Source organism: Chitinophaga sp. SYP-B3965 (assembly GCF_009647655.1).
Taxonomy (GTDB): domain Bacteria; phylum Bacteroidota; class Bacteroidia; order Chitinophagales; family Chitinophagaceae; genus Chitinophaga.
In genome coordinates this window covers 431,319-451,884 of record NZ_WJFD01000004.1, presented here as the reverse complement: position 1 = coordinate 451,884, position 20,566 = coordinate 431,319, and the positions used below count along the sequence as shown (strand labels likewise).

The following is a 20,566-nucleotide window of genomic DNA, read 5'->3' as shown; positions in this document are numbered from 1 at the left end:
ACTTATTCTCAGCATATGAAAATGAAGAAATTAATTTACGCTACCCTCCTGGCCACTACCCTTGCGGGAACGGGATGCGAAAAATTCCTCGACAAGAGTGATCCTACGGCCACAAAATTCTCCGAGTTCTTCAACACTGAAGAAGACCTCCGCCGTGTTGTGTATTCCAGCATGCTGGACGTATGGACGGGCCCTACGCTGATGCAACGTCTTCCTTACCTGGAAGATGGTAAATCAGATGATGCGTACAGCCGCACAGAAAGTCATCACAGCCAACGGATCGCCAACGGTAACTTCAACTCCAACACTGCAGCATTTCTGTATTACTATGAGTTGCACATGAAACACCTTGGCCGCCTCAATGTATTTATCGCCAACGCAGATATTCCTTATGTGGAAGATGAAGCAGTACGTGAAAAATACCGTGCCATCCTGGAAGGCATCCGCTGCTGGCATTACTTCCAGCTGGTTGCGCGCTGGGGCAGTGTTCCGTTCTACCTGGAACCAGCAGACCTTGCTTCTGCCCTGCAACCACCCAAGCCTAAAGAAGATATTCTGAACGAATTGTTCCCGCTGGCAGAAGAAGTGGCTAACAGACTTCCTCCTGATGAATACGGTTCCGATGCTTATATGTTCAACCGTTATTCCATGAAGGCGCTGATCATGCGGTATGCACTGTATTTCGAACGTTATGATGTAGCTGCCCGTCTTGCGCAGGAGATCATCGATTCCCAAAAATACCAGCTGCACCCTGTGTATGCAGACCTCTTCAGTTACAAGGCAGACAAAACCAACAAGGAGTTCATCCTGAAAATGGATATGGAAAGCCATGCCAACAGTGCTACCCAGTCATTTCAACACCTGGCGCCACAATATCGCACCGGTAATGGCCAGTCCTTTGTTGTTCCTTTGAAAGCACTGATAGATTCTTACTGGACATTACAGGGAGATGCGATTGATCAGAGTCCGTTGCACAACAAACAGGCCTATGAACTTAATCCTAAACTGAACCGCGACCCGCGTTTAGCAGCCAGCATATTCATACCCGGCGATGTTTTCGTAAATGAGCCGATCAACATTTACGATCCAAACAATCCGATGTACTACGAAAACGCCCGCGCCAGCCGCTCTGGTTTCTGGTACAAGAAGTTCGTGGATGTAACGGATGCATTCAAAACAGGTGGTAACATGCACTTCCCTTTCATACGTTATGCTGAAGTTTTGCTCAGCTATGCTGAAGCTAAGATCATGCTGAACCAGCTGGATGCCCCCGCCAAAACTTATATCAACGATATCCGCAGACGCGGTGGTCTGGACATGACAGCGGCAGATGTTACGCTGCCTAAATATGCTGCTTATACACAGCAGCAATGGATAGCGCTGATCCGTAACGAGCGCCGTATTGAACTTGCCGGCGAAGGACGCCGCTATGATGATATCATCCGCTGGAAGATAGCCGAGCAGGTATTGAACCAACCAGCAATGGGCCACTCCCGCCTGGTGAGCGGACAAATGGTTACACTGAAAGTGGAAGACCGTGCTTTCCGCTCCAACAATTACTTATGGCCGTTCCACGAGAACAGCCTGAAGGTGGAGCCAGGTCTGAAACAAAATGATGGATACTAATTAGCCTTCATATTCACATCTACAGAAAGGGCTGGCCAATTGGCCAGCCCTTTTTTATTAAGGCACAACAGCTATAGCTTCTATACCCAGTAAATGTTCAGGCCGTCCCAGCGCAGGAACAAACAACACTGTTATTAATGGTGGGTTAGGCCGCTTTCCCCAGAACTTCTGAAAAGCCTCAAATCCTGGTTGTATGTCCTGCCCATGCACGAGGTATATGGTCCATTTTATCAGGTTCTCCCAATCTGCACCGGCAGCATGTAAAGCTGTTTCAATATTCTTCATTACCTGTTCTGCCTGCACTTTCAGATCACCTTTACCGATGACTTCCCCGGCAGCATTGTTGGCATTTATTTCCCCAATGTAGATTGTTTTTGCATTACCCTGAACGGTAACAACATTAGTAAAAGCCGGATTTTTAATTAATCCGTCCGGGTTGATGTGTTCTATCTTTAAGCTGTTCATGGCATGAATAGTTTGGTTACCGTTAGGGGACAATCTTCATGCCAGTGGAGCCTACTCATCCACCTCTTCCAGGAATTTTTCTATTGCTGTAAGCGAAGCTTCTTTCAAAACGATATTTCCTTCCCTATCCAGCAAATATTTAGTGGGGATATAGGTGATGTTCAATAGTGTATATAATTTACCATCCGATCCTTCCAGATCAGACAGGTTCACCCAGGTAATGCCATTTGCGATGATAGCCTTTTTCCAGAGATCTTTTTTTGTATCCAAAGAGATACCTACCACCTGTAACCCCTTTGCGCCATATAGGCTATCTATCCTTTTAACTTGCGGCAGTTCATCCAGGCAGGGTCCACACCAACTGGCCCAAAAATCCAACAGCACATACTTTCCACGGAATTCAGCAATGCGCCGGATGCCACCCAGCGTGTCCCGCATAGAAAAATTAGGCATCGGTTTTTTCTTACTGATCAATTCCGGATAATCAAAAAGCCGATACTTGAGTTTTCTACCCACCGGATTTTGCCTTATTTCATCGGAAAGCTTTAAGAAGTATTTCTTTGCCGTATCAAGCGGTATGAAATTGACAAAGTTTTTTAATGCAGCCAGTGCACCGAAATTAGAAGGATACTCCTCAACGAACCGGCACATATTAGCCTCCATTCTCCTGTTATAGGGCTTGATGATCTCATCTGACACTCTTCTCATCTCTGCCGTATCGCCTGCCGCTCTCAGGCTGTCAACCCTCTCATGATATACCCTAACTTCAAGAACAAGCGGGGCGTAGACTTCTTTTAGGTAACGTATGTAAGTATCAGATTGCGGAGAACCTGTAATGGTGGATCTATATAAAGAATCTCTATTGCCAACTATTTTAATCTCCTTATTTTCCACGATAAAGTAAAACCAACCTTTGGATTTACCGGGCACTTCAATTGAATAGAAAGCCAACTCATCAACATGTCCCTTAAAAGTAAAGTGATCATTGACGCTCATGCAGGAATCAAAATACCGTACTTTAAAAGCACCGGAATAACCATTCGGCTTATTACCCAGGAATACCTTTGCATTACCTATGCCATCTATCTTTCCGGAAATAGTAAACTCTTCTTTGTTGTTTATGGATATAGAAAGATCCTTATTATCCTGCGCCGCAACTCTTGTACTAATGACCAGTAATAATGCTATTGTCAATCGCATAGGGTATGTTTTGACACATATTAGGCAAAAACAAAGGCAATAAAAGTTAAGGATTTTCTAATACAACTAAGAGGTTACCCCACCCCAGTCTTCAGGAAGCAGATCATCAATGGACTCCGTAAAAGTCCAGAAATGACCACCAGGGTCCACTACTGTATACTGGCGTTCCCCATAAGGATAATCCGCCGGCGGGTGAATGATCTGCGCACCGGCAGCCAGTGCATGTTCATAATGGGCATCTACATAAGGTACCCGCACCATCAGGTTACTGATCTGGCCCGGCTGATCATTTACAGCAATAGCCCCGTTTCCGAAAGCCAGCTGCGCACGATGATCACCTGCACGCCAGCGTTCTTTAAAACCAAATGTCCGGCATAGCCATGCGATAGCATTACTGACATCTTTGTAACCCAATACCGGGATGATGGTAGCGGAAGGCATACTGCGGTTATCCATATAAGCAATATAAGGAATTAAGGCAAGATCAGCATCCGTTTCACACCTTCCGTCATAAACACTTTCAATGTACCATCCGTTTCCCGGTACACGAGATAAGCATCCAGCTCCGGATGTTCTGCCAGTAGTTTTTTGGTTCCTTCTAATCCCAGCACCATACATGCTGTGTCATAGGCATCTGCCGTTATGCAGTCTGCGGCAATAATAGTTACACTTAATAAAGCGTCCGGCGGGGCTATACCTTTTTTGGGATGCAGGATATGGTTAAAGGTTTGCCCTCCGGCGGAATAATGATCATTGTAATTCGCGGCGGTGGTCATAGAACGATCTTTCAGTTTCAGGACCGCCATACGGCTGTCAGGATGTGTGGGATCTTCAATCCTAACCGTTCTTGCATTTGTACAGCGAAGTTCTCCTCCCACTTCCACTACGTAATCAACGATCCCTTTGCTTTCCAGGAAAGCCGCGATAACATCCACCGTATATCCCTGTGCAATACCATCAGGATCCAGCCGTACATGTTCTTTTGATCGCTGCACCGTTTCTTTATCAAAAGTAATGTATTGAAACCCTACATACTGCAGGAGAGAATCTACCTGGTGTAACCAGGGTTTACCGGTGGTTTTGCCTTTTCGGTAAGCTTCCGCCAATGGCATAATGGTGGGATCAAAAGCACCATTGGTAGCCTTATAAACTTCATAGGCCTTTTGCAGCACCGGGTAAAAATGAACGGACTGAAACCGAAAGGCCCCGAACTGGTTAAAGATCGAGATATCGGAGTCAGTCCGGTAAGTAGACAGGCATTTATCTATGTCTGCCAGTATTGAATCAACTTGTATCTGCAGGTTACGCTGATCCGCATCCATATAACGGATGTGGTAGGTAGTTCCCTGTGCTGCACCTTCAAAACTCACTTCAGGCGTATTAAAAACACCCCATGCACATAAGAACAGCAGCAGGTTATTCACCTTTCAGGATATTCATGAGTTCCGGTAAATGTTGCGCGTAAACATTTCTTGGTGTGGTATTATATTTCTTAGCCACTGAAGCCGCAAAGCCTACCACTTCTCCCATCATGCCACAGGTACGCATTACACGTGTACTGCCAAATGCTACGTGCGTAGTGCTGATATTACGGCCTGCCATGAACAGATTACTGATATTCCTGGAATAAAGGCAACGGTAAGGAATAGTGTAAGGTGCTACCTTGATGTGTTTGGTGCTTGCAAAAAACTCCTGCCCTTCAAAGTACTTACTGTTTTTCGCATCCGGGAAATGCAGGTCAATGGTCCAGGTGGCGGTTACACTGCCATCAGGATATAACTTACCTTCCTGGATATCCATCTGTGTGAGGATGTGATCACCAATGATCCGCCGCGATTCCCTTTTGCCACCGATATAGGCAACCCATGCCAGTTCATGTTTTCCAAATTTATCTGCCTTGCTCTTTTTCAGATAAGACCAGTTACCAAAGATGGCGCGCAGGTTATGATCGCGGATCTTTTCTGCATCGGTGATCGTATTGAAATTACCGAACCCGGTTTCCCATTCCCAATCTGATCTAAACTGGTCTATATGATATTCGTCTGAGAATTGCATGGCCCAGGGTGTTTCAGGGAAAGCAGAAACAGTATCTTTTTCCACGGAAGCCCAGAGGTTAGAAGTACCCAGTGTAAAATCATCAGATTTTTCTGCTGCAAGGGATTCGCCTGTTTCAGCTTTACTTTCTCTGCCCATACGAAAATCTGCACCAGCCAAATACCCCACCGTACCATCACCCGTACAATCTGAAAAGTAAGTGCCGGTAAAACGCGTTTCTTTATTCGTTGAAATATCCCGCCCTGTAACAGCAATGATCTTATCTTTTTCCTTTTCCAGTTTATACACATGGGTATTGAGGAACAGCGTAAGGTTCTTTTCTGCTTTTACGATCTGGATCTTTCTGGCATCTCCATATTCCTTTGCATCAGGATTTCCGTTACCGGGATCTCCGTTGTCCATTTCTCTTACAATACGGCCCAGTTTAGGATAATGATTCTTATCAACATCTCCCATCAGGTGTACCCTTACCTCGGAACTGTTATTCCCTCCCAGCACTGGCCTGTCCTGGATAAGCGCAGTTTTCAAACCCATACGGGCTGCAGAGATGGCTGCACAGGTGCCGGCTATCCCACCACCTATCACTACAAGATCAAAGTGACCACCTTCTGTGGGTGCTGTGGATTCATGTAATAGCTTCCGGCGTAAGGCATTTAATTCTTCCAGTTTATTCGGTGGCGTGAATTTAGCGGCATCGGTAAAAAGTATCGCATCACAACGGCCATTAAATCCGGTCAGGTCCTTCATTGTCAGCTGCACCTTTTCATTTTTGATATCTACCATACCGGCGTCATACCATTTCCAGTTTACATCCCCGCTTTCACCAAATACCTGCCCGGCCTGTTTCCCGTCCAGCCATAACGTGAACTTACCCGGGCCCGTAGGAAATGGCGCCCAGTCTTTCGTTCTCACCCACATCCGGTATTTTCCTTTTGAAGGAAATGTTACCGTGGTACTCGCATCTTTTACGGGTTTGCCCATTCCATGTGCCATGAGGTAGGAAGATCCGATCACGACAAATGATTGCTGATCTACCACCCAGCCGCCTTTGCTTTCAAAGGATTCCGCTTCTACATATACGTGTTGCTGTGCAACGGTATGGAGTGTGAAGAAGAGAAAAAGAATTACCAGATTTCGTTTCATGTCCATTTCAGTTTGAATGTTTTTTATGTTCCATTTGCTGGATGTCTTTTGCAAATGGTCCCAGTTGTCTTTTTACAGTTTGTGATAGTGCAGGCTGCGCAGCAAGGATCTCCAGTTTGCTCTTCACTTGCTCCTGGTTCCCGGTTGTGAGTGCTTTAGCCACTTTCAGGGCTACCGCATCAGTGAGCACCAGGCCTGCCATTTTTTTATAGATGGCCATTTGCAATGGATATACCGCCTTATCAGCCGTTTCCCAAAGCCACAGTTGCCGCCCGGCAAAAAAACTGCTGTTTGCCTTTTGCAAGGCATACCTGGCAGTGAAAATATTATTCCCTTCAATGATCCGGACAATATCTGCTTCATAAGCAGCCGTAACATGCCCTTTGGCATTGATCACTTTATCCATTGCCCAATACTGATAATGATGATTATTGCTTTGCAGGAAACTATGCAGTAAGGAAGCATCCGCCAATGTTTCTGTGATGCTTCGGATCTCATCTGTCGTTTTTCCATGCGCAAGATGCCAGAGTGTATAACAGGTAAAAACAGCCCCCTCTATCACTTCATTTTTGATCGTTTTAAGTGTAGCACCCGTTTTCACATCTACAGAGTCTGATATCTTCTCCGTGCCTTTCACCACCAGGTCTTCCATTTTCAACTCTGAAAAGATGGATGTTTCTTTGGCAATGATCTCCTGCAATTTAGCATAGTCCTTCTCCTGGAATTCCCGGTGATCTGTTTTAGTCAGTACTTCATTTGCCGGCATGGTGAAGCGGGTATAGTTCCCCAGCAGGTCCCAGAAAAAATTGATATAAACAGGTTTGCATTCTCCCGTATTACAAACCGGTGTATAAATGTTCCGGAAGAAATACAAGGGCCTGCCATTATCATCCAGCGCGAGTTTTAAGGAATCATACACACGTACATTCCTTTCCTGCCCATAAGCAAGACCACCAGAAAATAATAAGATCACTAAGAGAACGTTCCGCATACTATTTATATTCAAGCAAAGCAGTTGCCCTGCAATCGCCATTACTGCTGAATCTGATCCAGCGGGCCTGGATGCCAGCCGGGAAATGATGGTTAAAGGTTTCTCCCGGTTTCACCGTTACTGTTTTATATTTCATCCATTCACCAGTACCAACAGGATCTACTTCGATCGTAAAAACAACAGGTTGTTTTGCAGCATGCGATAATTTCAAACTGCGGTCATCATAAAAACCGATCAGGTAAGGATCAGATGGCGTACCGTTCTTTACTTCCGTATCCTTCCATGGCCCGCCATGTCCTGTGGGTTTACCCATCTTCCATAGATCATCTATCACACCAGCCCATACCGCAGCCTTTCCATCATTGGAATAGATAAGATGATCATTCCCTTTCACCTGCGCATCTATTCCGGTAAGGATCAGCAGCCCTCTGTAGGAAGCGTAATCCGCGATCCGGAAAGAATGGGAAGATACCGGCCGGATCTTGGCATATCCATCTGCGTTCTCAGCAGGCAGCTCGTAAAATGTGCCCTGGCAGTTGAACAGATCACGCTCCGTAGCCACTTCTCTGCAAACACGCAACTGAAGTCCTGTAAAAGCTTCGTTACCTTTTGGCAAACGCCAGCGGCGGCCTTTATCATCTACTATCAGCATAGATGCCTCTTCCACGATCACAGCCTGTTCAGGAATAGCGAACTTGCTTTTGATGAATTGATCCGTAACCGCATCTTCTTTTTTTGCCAACGTCATTTTCTCATCCAGTTCATAATAACCGGCAGTTGTGCTAAGCCCCAGTGTACGATGATCATCACCCAGGGCATACAATAAACCCTGCGTAGCTGCATCACCTGTTACTTTGCTGAGGCCATTGAACATGGCCGCAGGTGTTGTGCTGCGTGTATCATTTGCCGCATAATAGAACTGGAGGGTAGCATTCGTAGCCACATTCGTTCTTACACGGATCCATTCGCCGGGCATAGTGGCCGGAAATAAAACCGGGATGGCAGCCCCCTGGGATACCGTAACAGTTTGGGTTTTAACCCAGCTTCCGTTTCCTTTATCTGTTTCAAAAGTAAATTGCACCGGTACCGTTCCATTGTTCTGTATCCATGCAGAGCGATGCGCCCAGCCGGCAAACAGGAAAGGATCGGAAGGTGTATTGGCTTTCACTTCTTCCTTCACCCAAATAGCACCTTCAGCAGTGGCGGGCCCCAATTGGTCCGGCAGATCAAATGAAGTGAACCAGAGATTGGAATTGGATTGCCCCGGGCCTTCAATACTTCCTTTCGCTTTACGCTTATTTAGAAATTCTTTTTGCGCAGAATCATCACAACCAAAAACCAGCTGCTCATTCCAGCGGGCATAATCACCGATCACTTTCAGATAAGCTGAACGCGGCCGGATACCAGCTGTATTGGCAGAAGAAAAATTGCCGGGGAAACGCCAGAACATGCCATGCATCGTCATCAGGTAATCTGGTTTTTGTGTGGTGCCTATATCCCTGATCCTTGGCCATTCTGTATTCCATCCATGTGCGCCATCGTAACTATGACTCGCTTTGGGCAACCTGTAAAAATGCCAGCTTCCCTGGTCACGCACGCCCAGCAATACAGATTTATAATCCCAGCCGGTAGCCCAGATGGGATCTGTTGCAGGATTCCGGTTACCATTAATACCACCGGGACCGGTTACTTCCACAAATTGATTACGGCGGACCACTTTCCAATTCTTCCCATCCCATTCAGACAAAGAACCCGATTCGATATCAAAGTCTGTGAGTGCCTTTGGTCCCTGTTCCCCATTATTGGAATAGACCATTACACCCTGTCCGGAATATAACCCCTTGCCATGTGCACCAGGTAACAGATCACTATTCTTCCGGGTATTTCCATCTTCTGATATCATCACTGGCTGGAGCGTTTTCACATCTACTTCATAAAATCCTTCTTCCATGGTACCGTAATATATCTTTCCGGCAGGATCTGTTAAATGACGTGCATTACCCGTATGGCGGCCTGCCATCGCAGTATAAGGAATCACCCTTACATCTCCTTTTCCGTCAATAGCATATGGCCCGATGAACAACTGATTGCTTTCTTTATGGATCATCCTGTTGGCAGGTGTACCACCGATGCTTTCAGTGCGGACTGTTTGCGTTAAAGAAGGAGAGATCTCATATAATTTATCAGAAGAACCTTTAGGTAAATGCGGGCCATATGTTATCACCCACAGTTTTCCAGCCCAGGGCACTACTGCGCCGGTACCACATTCTCCTTCTTTATTATACATGGCCAGGTGCGGGTAAACCCCACTGAAAACACGCTGTGCTTTCAGTGGGCCTGCCGCGAAACATAAACCTATCAATAGTCCGTTAATTCCTATTCTCATTATCTTAATAGTTAGGATTTTGTGTAAGGTGGCTGATCAGCACTTCCGTACTTGGGATCGGCCACAGGTATTGCCGCGTAGCATCAAACTTGCGCACAGCCACTACTTTGATATAACCGGCTGTATACATGGCAGAAAGGTCCGCTACACCATCCTCATCCACAGGTGATGTTTGCGGGAAGAACCATAATCCCGGCTGTACCACTTTTGTGCGGAGATCAGCAGGATCCAGCATACCATAGTTAGGCATGTTCAATACTTTATCCGCAATCTTCCAGCGGATGATATCCATATACCGGATCCCTTCCCGGGCAAACTCCATGCGCCTTTCATTGCGTAAAGCTTTTTGCAGCACTGCCTGGTCATTGGAGGTTACAGCAGGATAAGCCGCTGTATTTGTATACGGCACACCGTAAGCCCTTGCACGTATCATATTAATGGCATCTTTCACCGTTTGGTCTATTTCGTTCAATGTTATCTTTGCCTCTGCATACATCAGCAATACATCCGCATAACGGATGATGATCTTATCCGGCTCCACTTTCCAGGCATTCAGCAGCCAGTCTCCATCTATTCCTTTCTTCCAGTTCAATCCGTTGAAAGAAGCAAAGATGGCGATAGAACGGGTATCCTTGTTTTCCACATAATTCCGGTCTGCATCCTTCCATACTTTTAATGTATCAGGATGCGGCTGATAGGTGTATCCAAGATGAGAGGTCTGAAATTCTATGATAGTAGCGCTGCAGCGGGGATCGCGGTTCAGGAAAGGTTTCCGGGGATCATACAAAGGTGACTCATCTATAGGTAATCCATCTTTGCAGAGGAATGCACAGAAGAGGTCCCAGGATGGATTCTTTGCGCCCCATCCGCCAGCATTCCTCGGCACAAAATTCTGAGCATCATCAAACGTTACTTTCAGTGCTACCGATCTGGGCAAACCAAAAATGCTTTCAATGGAATTCTTTGTTTTTGCCAGGAACAAATTACTAAAATCAGTGTGCAACTTGTAAACATTAAGGTCCATGCAGGCCTTAGCCGCATCACGGGCAGTAGCCATATCTCCCATTTGCAGTGCAATACGTGCCTTCATAGCCAACGCTGCACCGGAGGATGCACGTTTCAGGTCAGAAGCACCAAACGTTTTAGGCAGGTACAATGCAGCCGAATCAAAATCTGCGTAAATATTCTTCAACACAGTAGGCGCATCCGTCTGTTTCAGTTTCAATGCCTGTTCTATATCCAGCGCAGATTCTGTGTACACGATATTACCATAATGAGAAAGCAGGCGGGAATACTGGCAGGCACGTACAAAACGCGCTTCACCGGAATAACGGCTGATCTGTGCCTGAGATAAATTACCTGCTGCACGGCCTACACTTACGATCACGTTATTAGCCCTTGCAATAGCTTTATAGGAATTCGTCCACCATAGGTTTACAAAATCAGTTTCCCCATTGATGGTAGCACCCGTGATAGGTGTAGTAGCATCCCGGTAGAGAAAATCGTCCGTCCATTCATCGCTGTCCTGCATCCAGAATGCATCCTTATACAATCCGTTGAGGGACATTTCAATTTCTTCCGGCGTAGAATTCCATGTTTCACCCGACCCGTCTGATAAAGGATTCAGGTCCAGGCTGCCGCAGGAAGTGATAAAAATTATACCGATACCGGCAATTAATATGTTGCGTTTCATGATAATACTTTTTAAAACTTAACGGATGCACCAATTACGTAAGACACGGTGATAGGATAACCCAGTTTGCTTGATTCAGGATCCCAGCCTTTAGGGAATTTGTGAAGAGACAACAGATCTGAAGCAGTACCGTAAATACGCACATCCTGTAAATGTGCTTTCTCTACCAGCCAGCGTGGCACCGTATAGGAAAGGTTTATATTCTTCAAACGGAAATACCCGCCATTCATAAGCCAGTAATCAGACAGGAGGTAATTATTACCTGCGGATGTATTGGAATAACGGGGATATTTCACACGCAGGTTTTGTTCCGCCGTATTGTATTTGCTCCAGCTATTCCCATCCAGGATAGCAGGGAATGCACCGTAGTTCTCACGCAAAGGCTGAACAATATCTGCTGTAAGCCTGGAATTCTGATGCCCTACTCCCTGTAACACCACACCCAGGCTCCAGTTCTTATACCCCGCCTGCAAACTGGCGCCATACATGTAACGTGGTAAGGAACCTCCTAATAATACACGGTCATATTCAGGTGATATCTTTCCATCCGGCGTACCGGCTGGTCCGCTGATATCACGGTAGCGTACATCGCCGGGTTTTACATTGGCATTCAGCTTGGCTGATTTATCCACTTCATCCTGCGTCTGATACAAACCATCAGATACATAACCATACCATTCATTGAATTCACTACCGAATATTTTGATCTGATCACCGATGAATTGCGTACCACCCAGATCGCCCATTTTTGACTGGAAGTCAGACAGGTTAATAGATGCGCTGTAAGTGAAATCACCCAGCTTATCATTCCACCCCAACTGGAATTCCCAACCGGTAGTATACATTTTACCCGTGTTCTGGTCCGGGTTGTCAAAGCCTATGTAGTCTGGAATTTCCAGTTTCAGCAACATGTCTTTAGTGGTCTTTTTGAAATAATCACCGGTGAAACGAAGCTTGTTATCGAAGAAGTTAACATCCAGGCCGAGGTCATATGACTGTGTGGTTTCCCATGAAATATCACGGATCACATATTGCCATTGTGCGGCAGATTGTGCAGACACCACCGTGCCTCCCCTGTAGAACAGGGAATTATTCTCAAAGGAAAGGATAGCCTGGTAAGGGTAATTACCGATCCTTTCATTACCCAGCGAACCCCAGGAGGCCCGCACCTTCAGGAAAGACAACCAGTTGGAAGTGCTGCGCATAAATGGCTCCTGCGATACGATCCAGCCGGCAGAAACAGAAGGGAAAGAACCCCATCTGTATCCTGGTGCAAAACGGGAGGATGCATCATAACGGATATTTGCCTGGAGCAGGTACTTTTCCTTGTAGTTATACATGATGCGGCCAAACCAGGAACGGTAAGCATTTTCATAAGCTTTACCGCTATTGTCCCGGAATTCCAATGGCCCCAGGTCAAGGTAAGGATAAGAGCCTAAGATATACTGGCCCCTGGACCCCATCAACTCTTCATTAAAAGCATGGAAATATTCATATCCTGCCAGCAAGCTGATGTTATGTTTACCCAGCTGTTTGGTATAGTTTGCCAGGAATTGCATTGTATAGCGATAACTGTCGTTCCTTCTTTCTGTCAGTTTTGTTTCCGTGGCTCCTTCAATATATCCTGAAACAGAATTGGGATTATTCCAGGAAGTATAAGGTACTTTCCTGTTGAACAGTTTTTCCTTATCAAAATTCAGGAAAGGAGAAACAATGGCAGAGAACTTTAAACCCTCTATTGGTGTGAGGTCCACACTAACACGGCCTCCTATCTGGTTATACCATTGATCATTGAATCCGCCGTGTTTCAGGAGTGCATAGATATTAGCACCGTCTTTACCAGCCCCGATACGTCCATCAGACCACTCAGCCGCATAAAGTGAGGGAATAATACCCATTTTATACATCGGGTCTCCATTAGGTTGTTTGATCGAAGTACGACGGAAATTAATGTCTACGCTCGCAGATAAATATTTGTTGATAGTGATGTCATTATTGATCCTGGCCGTCACCCTTTGATAGCTGCGGTTATCGTACAGGCCATCTGTTTTATCATAACCCAGGGAAGCTCTTGAGCGGATGGACTTACCCGCACCGCTGATACTGAGTATATGGCTTTGCCTTGGTGCATTATCATGCAGTATCAGTCCCCGCCAATCTGTATTTGGATATTCATCCGGGCTCTGTGCATGCAGGTTTAAGTAATTATCAACTGTTGCTTTCGGATAAGTAGGATATTCATTGGCGTTATTGCTATTATCATTCCAGCGTAGTTCATTCGTCAGCTGCTGATATCTTACCACATCCACGTAGGACGGCAGCTTCGTTGGTTTTTCAATACCATATTCAAAAGCATAGTCCATGCTCAGCTGGTTACCTTTGGATCGCTTGGAGGTCACCACAATAACCCCTGCTGCTGCACGGGAACCGTAAATAGAGGCAGAAGCCGCATCCTTCAATACAGAAATGCTTTCCACATCGTTGGGATTGATGGAATTGATATCGTCAATGGGCACCCCGTCCAATATGATCAGGGGGTTAGCCCCATCATCATTGATCGTAGTGATACCGCGCACCCTGATCCTTGCAGTGGCACCAGGTGCATTATTATCGCGGGTCACCATCACCCCTGGCATAGAACCCTGCAGGGCCTGGGAGATCTGTGTGGTTTTACGTTGTGTGATGGCCTCTCCCTGCACAGCAGAAACAGCACCTGTGAGATCACTTTTTTTCATAGAACCGTACCCCACTACCACAATAGCTTCCAGTGCGGTATTATCTGCTACGGCGAGTTTCACCTGCAGGCTGCGTTGACCGTCTATTGCCAGTTCCTGCTTTTCATAACCGATATAACTAAAGACCAATGTAGCCTGGTCGTCAACACGGGTTAATTTAAACTCTCCTTTCTCATCCGTGGTGGTACCCGTCTGGGTACCTTTCACCAATATCGTCACACCCGGCAAGGGTATCCCCTTATCATCTGTTACCCGCCCGGAGATAGTTGCCGGTGGTGGCTCTACGGGCCATAGAACAGGTGTCGGCTCCAGTTTCTTCCTGATGGAGATGGTTTTATCCGTGATGGAAAAAGCAAGCCCCTGTCCCATCAAAGTGGCCGTCAATAAAGTTTCTATGGGTACATGCTCCATAGCTATGGTAACAGGCTGCGCGCTTTTGATAAGGTTATTATCATAAAACACTACATACCCCGTCTGCTTCCTGATAGCAGAAAAGATCGTTTTTAGCTTAGCATTCTTACCCGAGAAACTGACGGTTTGAGACACCGCAGTGGCGCTCACATTCAGGCATATTACAGTCAGGAACACAAATGTTAACTTCATAGCTAACAAGATTTTGGTTGAGCAACTTAAACGGTGTCCGGTATCCGGCTCACCGGTGTGGAATTGTATAGCAAGAGCTATCCGCTTGCAAAAAGCGATAAATTTTAATTGCATACATTTGCATTGTTTGGTTGAATAATCAGGCAGTCCTGGTCGATTGTTTATTATCAACTGAGCGTCCGCCAGAGATGTTCCTAGCATTTCTGGCTTTTTTTCAGCTGAACTATTTCATAACGGTTATATTTCTTCCTTCTACTTTAAAGCGTACATCATTTTCCTCCAGTATGCTCAACACCCTGGACAATGGTAAAGATCGCTGCATAGCGCCACCAAAGCTTCTCACAGGTACGCCCCCTTCATAAGTGACGGTTACATCGTACCAGTTTTCCAGCTGCCGCATCACAGTAGGCATATCCGAATCATTAAACTGGAAAAAACCATTCTTCCAGGCCATCACTTCATCCATTTCCACATCGTCTTCTACCTGGAACTTCCCTGTTGCCGCCAGGATGGCTTGCTGCCCCGGTTTCAAAACAGCGTTCTGCACCCGCACAGCCCCTTCCAGCAAAGTGGTTTTAACAGCCGCTTCCCCGGGATAAGCGTTGATATTAAAATGCGTGCCCAGTACCTCCACTTTCATATTACCTGCCTGTACTTCAAATGGCCTTGCTGCATCTTGCGCTACTTCAAAATAGGCCTCTCCCGTGATCTGTACAGACCGGGTATTCCCTGTAAACGCATTGGGATAAGTAATAGAAGATGCCGCATTCAGCCACACTTTGGAACCATCTGGTAATTGCAGGCGGTATTCTCCTCCACGTGGCGTACGCATGGTATTGAACATCACCTCTCCGGGTGCTGCATCATTCAATTCGTAGGCAAGTTGCCCATTAGGCAGTTTGATGATCCGTGCATTTCCCTGTTGTGTCAACACGCCATTGGCTGCACTATCCAGTTCAATAACGGTTCCATCCCCTAATGTCAGCAAGGCTTTATTTCCACCAGCCGGCACTTCGTTCTTGTACCGGGTATGTTGTTCAACCATCCGCGGCTTTTGCTGCACAGGTTTTTTGATAAATAGCAAACCCGCGCTTACGATCAGCAATAAAGACGCTGCGGCCGCCAGCCATTTTTTATAATGCATGGGGCGTACTTTGGGAAATACAGCCGCCTGGATCCGCTCGGAAACAGCTGCAGGCATAGGCTCATCCGGCTGGAACCGTTCCCATGTATTCCCAACCAACTGTTTTAATAGTTCGTCATCTTTTAATTCATTGATCCCTTCGGCCAATTCCTGCTTTTCTTCTGCTGTACAGATACCTTGAAAATACCTGTCCAGCAGGTATTGCATTCTTTCTCTCAACATGTTGAGTAGTTTGTCCTTTATATAGACAATCGGGAAGAAGGATATACCTGGTTTTTTCTAAAAAAAATTCTCAGGAAAGGAGAAAGAAGAGATAAGCCAGCAAAGTAAAGCTGTCCGGCGTGGTACGCAACTGCCGGCGGATAATGCGAAGCGCCTCTATCAGATGGTTATTGACGGTAGAGGGAGAGATATTGAGGAACCGGGCAATCTCATCGTGCCGGAGGCCTTTATCCCGGCTGAGGGTATACACCAGTTTCTGTTTAGGCGTGAGCTTATTGAGGGCAGAGTGCAGGCTCCGGTTCACTTCCTGCAGGGAAATGTGCTCCTCCACATCGGAGCAGGTGTCTTCCTGTTTTTTACTTAACTCCTGTATAATATGAGTTTCCGTGGCCATCCGCTTCAGGGAATTGATCACATGGTTCTGTGCCATACGGTAAAGGTACCCTCCGAAATTTTGTACATTCACCAGGTTAGCGCGGTCTTTCCACAGCTTCAGGAATACATCCTGGATGATGTCTTCTGTCAATTCCGGAGACCCGTTTGCCTGCACGAGGAAACGATACAACTTATCCTTATAGTTGTTGAAAAGCGTGGCAAATGCTGTTGAATTACCCTCTGCAGCATGCCTTAACAGGTCCTTTTCATTGAATGGATACTCCATGGAAGCGGAATAGTGGAATTATTGTATCATAAATAACGTAGACCTGTTAAAAGTAACAAATTAGTTTGAAATCCATAATTACCTTTTGGAAGAACTTATTATATTTATATCTCTTGGCCTATCATGCGCAACTATTATACAATTCTGGGAATAGCGGATTTTTCCGATGCCGATACGGTTAAAGCAGCACATCGCAAACTCTCCAAACGTTATCACCCGGACCTTAATAACGGCAATAAATACTACGAGGAAAAGTTCAGGGAGATCCAGCATGCGTATGAACGGCTGCGCGATCCGGCAATAAAAGAAATGTATGATCACCAGTTGCGTTATTACAACAGGCCATATGTAGCTCCGATCCCCGAACAACCCATTTATACACCGCCTCCACCGGAAAACAGCAGTAGCCCGATTCTGAAATGGCGGCGGTCCCGCGGTGCAGTGATCATTTTCTTAATGATCATGCTCTATATCTGCAGGGTCACGTTTTCCCCGCCCTGGAGTCACGATCACATAAGCTTTACAGACAGTGACACGCAGCAGGGAACATTTAAAATAGGATCAGAGAAAGAAGAGGTATACCATGCGCAGGGTAAACCGCATAAAATAACAAAAGATGATGGAGTAGAGATCTGGTCCTATGACAATAGCTACATCATTTTCAAAAACGATGTAGTAAGCAGTTATGGCAATATGGATAATAACCTGAACATAGAAGATTAATATGGATAGAACCCGCGTAAAAGGAATCATCACCATTGTTTTTGTTATGCTGATATGGGGCTGCTCCTTCACCGTTACCAAAATAGTGGTAACAGAAATGCCTCCGCTGCTTTCTTCCACGCTGCGTAATATAATTGCCTGTCTTGTGCTCCTGCCTTTCTATTTAGCAAAAAGGAAAAAGGTACAAGAGCCCCTGCCTTATCTGAAACTGGCATTAATGGGTTTGGTAGGCACTGCGGCATATTACTTGTTCTTCAATACAGGCATGAGATATATTGCTGCATCCACCGGTGCACTGATAGAGGGACTGGTACCTGTAGGCATTGCCATATTCGCGGCGCTTATCCTGAAAGAACGGCTGAATAAAAGGATCATGGCAGGCATTCTGCTTTCTGTGACAGGCGTTATACTTGTTGCTTTTGTGGGCAATGCGCAGAAGTCCTCCAACGCATTGCTGGGCAGCGCACTAATGATCGGGGCTGTTTGTTTGTGGTGTACTTACACCCTCTTGTCCAGAAGTCTGAAAAACATCGATACAACATTGGTTACAACCGTTAGCATCTTTATCGGCACTTTGCTGTCCATACCAATTGCATTGATAGAAGTAGCCTATACAGGAATACCGGTCATATCAGGAAAAGCCTGGGCAGGCATGGTATATCTTGGCGTATTTTCTTCCGCCCTTGCTTACTTTCTTTACAACAGGGCATTGGAAAGTTTACCCGCAGCGCAGGTAGGTAACTTCCTCAATTTAATTCCTGTGATAGGTGCTGTAATTGCTTTTATTTTTCTGAAAGATACTTTTACCTCCCTGCAACTGGCTGGCGGTGTATTGGTGCTGGCCGGTATCTGGCTAAGCAGCAAACCCGCAAAAAATGAAAAGCCGGGCGGATAAACATCCACCCGGCCATTTGCAAACAGTTACAGATTTATATTTGATCCAAAGGAATAAATAATACCGCGTCTGCCACTACTACTCCATCTGCTCCCTCACTCGTAATTTCCACATAAGCCTGGCTACCCTTTTTCAGTTTTACAGTGCCAAGGTCTACCCACTCCCCTGAGGTTTGTCCTTCCACGCGCACAGATGCTGCGGTATATGAAACTTGTTTTACCGTTTTGCCATCTGCAGAAATATTGATCTTTGTTGTTGCAGACAACCCCGGTTGTTTAGGTACATAGGTATAGATCTTGTATGTACCATCACGTATTACTTCCGGTTTAAAACGTATACTTTTAGCACCGCTTTCTGCAATATATACAGAGGGGCCGTATGCACCTTTCGTTTCTCTTCTCCAATCACCTTTCACTTCTACATGTGCGGCATCGTCATTATCCACGAGGATCTCGGCCGTAGCATTCGTGCCCAGTGGTTTCAAACGCAGCACTTCCTGCAGCTTTTCCACATCCACATCCTGCACAGCCTGTTTATTGTCGATGGCCATACAGGCAGCAACAGCAGCCGATTGCCCCAGTACCATAAATACAGGTTCCATACGGATAGAACCATAAGCGATATGCGTGGCAGATAAACAAACCGGCACCAGCATATTCTTACAGTCTTCTGCTTTAGGAATAATAGAACGGTAAGCAATCGGATAAGGGCCAAATCCGCCCATCTGCACATCTCCTTCATTCTTCACCATACCATTCACCACAATGCGCTGGCAGTTGTGAGAATCCATCGTATAAGCAGCCATGCCTACTTTATCCTTCACCACTTCTTTTCCTTCACAATTGGCCTGCGTCATTACATAAGCGCCTACCATCCTTCTTGCTTCTCTCACATACATCTGTGGAGACCAGTTGCCAAACTCCTTGTATTCATCTTTCGGATAACCCCATTGCAACATTTGTTTACGCAGGTGCTCCGGCATGCGCGGATCATGACCGATAAAATATAACAGTCCTTTATTGTACAGCTCATGCTCTTTCGTGATCTTTTCACGGGTAGCATAATCTGCTTCAGGATAGTTATAATTCATCCCTATCATGTCTGTAGAAAAAGCGTTGTTATTATTAATATCCGTTTTGTTATTGGGCATCCTGTCGAATTTCAGGAAACCATTCAGATCACCCGGCGTATGTTTTGCAATTAAGCGGATGAGCAACTCATAACGCGTTGGATCATATCCTTCCGGTTGTGTGATGGGCACCATATTATCCGGCTGATTGGAGAGGCAGATCCTGAAGTTGTAAGCCTGTACCTTTTTGTCGCCCGCACCTTTTTCTGCTAACGGTTCTGCACTGATCCCCCACACGAGGCCGCTTTCAGGTTTGCCGGGTATTTTATAAGGGTCTACGCCGTCAGGGAATTGATGTTTATTGAGTAACTGTACACCGTTATACGTTTCACCGTATTGTGCATTCGCTTCACGTCCTACAGTATAGGAAACTCCTGCTTTTGCCAGCAGATCCCCTTCATAGGAACAGTCAATGAACATCTTAGCGCGGATCACTTTAGTGGCACCACCGGCAGAAGATTCCAGTTGTATTTCCGTTACACTGCCGTTCTCTTTTTTTGCGCTGATGATACGATGCTGGTAAAGTATATCCAGGTTCGCTTCCTTCACATACTGATGAAAAGTTTGTTCTGCTACGCTGGGTTCAAATATCCACTGTTCAAACTTACCATAGTGTTTGCCAATGCGGCGGTAATAATCACGGGAAATACCTGTAATGGCATATTTGTTCCCGATATCCGTATATCCTAATCCGCCGGAAGTAAGCCCTCCCAGCCTTTTGCCGGGCTCAATGATCAATACGGATTTATTCATTTTCTTAGCTGTATAAGCAGCTATTACTCCTGCAGAGGATCCACCGTACACACATATATCCACCTGCCGTACTGCCTGTGCCATCAGGCTACTGGTCAGTATCAGCAGGCAAAGCAATAATTTTATCCTTAAGTTCATCATC

15 protein-coding genes are annotated in these 20,566 nt (G+C 45.9%); 3 read left to right on the top strand and 12 right to left on the bottom strand.

Features of this window, described 5'->3' with window-relative positions:
• The first annotated feature begins 21 nt into the window (after positions 1-21).
• Entirely contained in the window at positions 22-1,626 is a 1,605-nt protein-coding gene (locus tag GFS24_RS22840) for a RagB/SusD family nutrient uptake outer membrane protein (protein WP_153663624.1), read from the top strand.
• A gap of 57 nt (positions 1,627-1,683) precedes the next feature.
• Here the strand turns inward: GFS24_RS22840 and GFS24_RS22835 are convergent, their stop codons facing one another.
• The 11 genes from GFS24_RS22835 to GFS24_RS22785 all read right to left on the bottom strand — a co-directional run bounded on the left by GFS24_RS22835 (position 1,684) and on the right by GFS24_RS22785 (position 16,924).
• On the bottom strand, positions 1,684-2,091 hold the full coding sequence (locus tag GFS24_RS22835; protein WP_153663622.1) for a RidA family protein: 408 nt from the start codon (positions 2,089-2,091) through the stop codon (positions 1,684-1,686).
• Positions 2,092-2,142: 51 nt separating this feature from the next.
• On the bottom strand, positions 2,143-3,291 hold the full coding sequence (locus GFS24_RS22830) for a TlpA disulfide reductase family protein (RefSeq protein ID WP_153663620.1): 1,149 nt from the start codon (positions 3,289-3,291) through the stop codon (positions 2,143-2,145).
• A gap of 66 nt (positions 3,292-3,357) precedes the next feature.
• Entirely contained in the window at positions 3,358-3,747 is a 390-nt protein-coding gene (locus tag GFS24_RS22825; RefSeq protein ID WP_153663618.1) for a VOC family protein, read from the bottom strand.
• A 17-nt stretch (positions 3,748-3,764) separates the two neighbouring features.
• Positions 3,765-4,715: an FAD:protein FMN transferase gene (locus tag GFS24_RS22820; protein WP_216647496.1), complete on the bottom strand. Its 951-nt coding sequence runs from the start codon at positions 4,713-4,715 to the stop codon at positions 3,765-3,767.
• Positions 4,708-6,489: an FAD-dependent oxidoreductase gene (locus GFS24_RS22815; RefSeq protein WP_153663616.1), complete on the bottom strand. Its 1,782-nt coding sequence runs from the start codon at positions 6,487-6,489 to the stop codon at positions 4,708-4,710. Before GFS24_RS22815 ends, GFS24_RS22820 begins: the two co-directional genes overlap by 8 nt.
• A 7-nt stretch (positions 6,490-6,496) precedes the next feature.
• Positions 6,497-7,480 (bottom strand): hypothetical protein, encoded by a 984-nt coding sequence (locus GFS24_RS22810; RefSeq protein ID WP_153663614.1) that lies wholly within the window; start codon positions 7,478-7,480, stop codon positions 6,497-6,499.
• Position 7,481: 1 nt separating this feature from the next.
• A complete protein-coding gene (locus tag GFS24_RS22805) occupies positions 7,482-9,866 on the bottom strand; it encodes a hypothetical protein (RefSeq protein ID WP_153663612.1) in 2,385 nt (794 codons plus the stop codon).
• A 4-nt stretch (positions 9,867-9,870) separates the two neighbouring features.
• Positions 9,871-11,559 (bottom strand): RagB/SusD family nutrient uptake outer membrane protein, encoded by a 1,689-nt coding sequence (locus GFS24_RS22800; protein ID WP_153663610.1) that lies wholly within the window; start codon positions 11,557-11,559, stop codon positions 9,871-9,873.
• 11 nt (positions 11,560-11,570) lie between these two features.
• Positions 11,571-14,897 (bottom strand): TonB-dependent receptor, encoded by a 3,327-nt coding sequence (locus GFS24_RS22795; RefSeq protein WP_216647494.1) that lies wholly within the window; start codon positions 14,895-14,897, stop codon positions 11,571-11,573.
• A gap of 223 nt (positions 14,898-15,120) precedes the next feature.
• Positions 15,121-16,263: a FecR family protein gene (locus GFS24_RS22790; protein ID WP_153663606.1), complete on the bottom strand. Its 1,143-nt coding sequence runs from the start codon at positions 16,261-16,263 to the stop codon at positions 15,121-15,123.
• 70 nt (positions 16,264-16,333) lie between these two features.
• Positions 16,334-16,924: an RNA polymerase sigma factor gene (locus tag GFS24_RS22785; protein WP_153663604.1), complete on the bottom strand. Its 591-nt coding sequence runs from the start codon at positions 16,922-16,924 to the stop codon at positions 16,334-16,336.
• Positions 16,925-17,047: 123 nt separating this feature from the next.
• On the opposite strand from GFS24_RS22785, the gene GFS24_RS22780 reads away from it, so the two are divergent.
• Both GFS24_RS22780 and GFS24_RS22775 read left to right on the top strand, forming a co-directional pair.
• A complete protein-coding gene (locus GFS24_RS22780; protein WP_153663602.1) occupies positions 17,048-17,647 on the top strand; it encodes a J domain-containing protein in 600 nt (199 codons plus the stop codon).
• Position 17,648: 1 nt separating this feature from the next.
• Entirely contained in the window at positions 17,649-18,542 is an 894-nt protein-coding gene (locus tag GFS24_RS22775) for a DMT family transporter (RefSeq protein ID WP_153663600.1), read from the top strand.
• Positions 18,543-18,576: 34 nt separating this feature from the next.
• On the opposite strand, the gene GFS24_RS22770 is transcribed toward GFS24_RS22775, so the two are convergent.
• Positions 18,577-20,562 (bottom strand): FAD-dependent oxidoreductase, encoded by a 1,986-nt coding sequence (locus tag GFS24_RS22770; RefSeq protein ID WP_153663598.1) that lies wholly within the window; start codon positions 20,560-20,562, stop codon positions 18,577-18,579.
• Between the last annotated feature and the right edge of the window lie 4 nt (positions 20,563-20,566).

Excerpts from the sequence above, each read along its gene's own strand:
- GFS24_RS22840 (WP_153663624.1), top strand. The coding sequence starts at position 22 with ATGAAGAAATTAATTTACGCTACCCTCCTGGCCACTACCCTTGCGGGA.
- GFS24_RS22835 (WP_153663622.1), bottom strand. The coding sequence starts at position 2,091 with ATGAACAGCTTAAAGATAGAACACATCAACCCGGACGGATTAATTAAA.
- GFS24_RS22830 (WP_153663620.1), bottom strand. The coding sequence starts at position 3,291 with ATGCGATTGACAATAGCATTATTACTGGTCATTAGTACAAGAGTTGCG.
- GFS24_RS22825 (WP_153663618.1), bottom strand. The coding sequence starts at position 3,747 with ATGGATAACCGCAGTATGCCTTCCGCTACCATCATCCCGGTATTGGGT.
- GFS24_RS22815 (WP_153663616.1), bottom strand. The coding sequence starts at position 6,489 with ATGAAACGAAATCTGGTAATTCTTTTTCTCTTCTTCACACTCCATACC.
- GFS24_RS22810 (WP_153663614.1), bottom strand. The coding sequence starts at position 7,480 with ATGCGGAACGTTCTCTTAGTGATCTTATTATTTTCTGGTGGTCTTGCT.
- GFS24_RS22805 (WP_153663612.1), bottom strand. The coding sequence starts at position 9,866 with ATGAGAATAGGAATTAACGGACTATTGATAGGTTTATGTTTCGCGGCA.
- GFS24_RS22800 (WP_153663610.1), bottom strand. The coding sequence starts at position 11,559 with ATGAAACGCAACATATTAATTGCCGGTATCGGTATAATTTTTATCACT.
- GFS24_RS22795 (WP_216647494.1), bottom strand. The coding sequence starts at position 14,897 with ATGAAGTTAACATTTGTGTTCCTGACTGTAATATGCCTGAATGTGAGC.
- GFS24_RS22790 (WP_153663606.1), bottom strand. The coding sequence starts at position 16,263 with ATGTTGAGAGAAAGAATGCAATACCTGCTGGACAGGTATTTTCAAGGT.
- GFS24_RS22785 (WP_153663604.1), bottom strand. The coding sequence starts at position 16,924 with ATGGAGTATCCATTCAATGAAAAGGACCTGTTAAGGCATGCTGCAGAG.
- GFS24_RS22780 (WP_153663602.1), top strand. The coding sequence starts at position 17,048 with ATGCGCAACTATTATACAATTCTGGGAATAGCGGATTTTTCCGATGCC.
- GFS24_RS22775 (WP_153663600.1), top strand. The coding sequence starts at position 17,649 with ATGGATAGAACCCGCGTAAAAGGAATCATCACCATTGTTTTTGTTATG.
- GFS24_RS22770 (WP_153663598.1), bottom strand. The coding sequence starts at position 20,562 with ATGAACTTAAGGATAAAATTATTGCTTTGCCTGCTGATACTGACCAGT.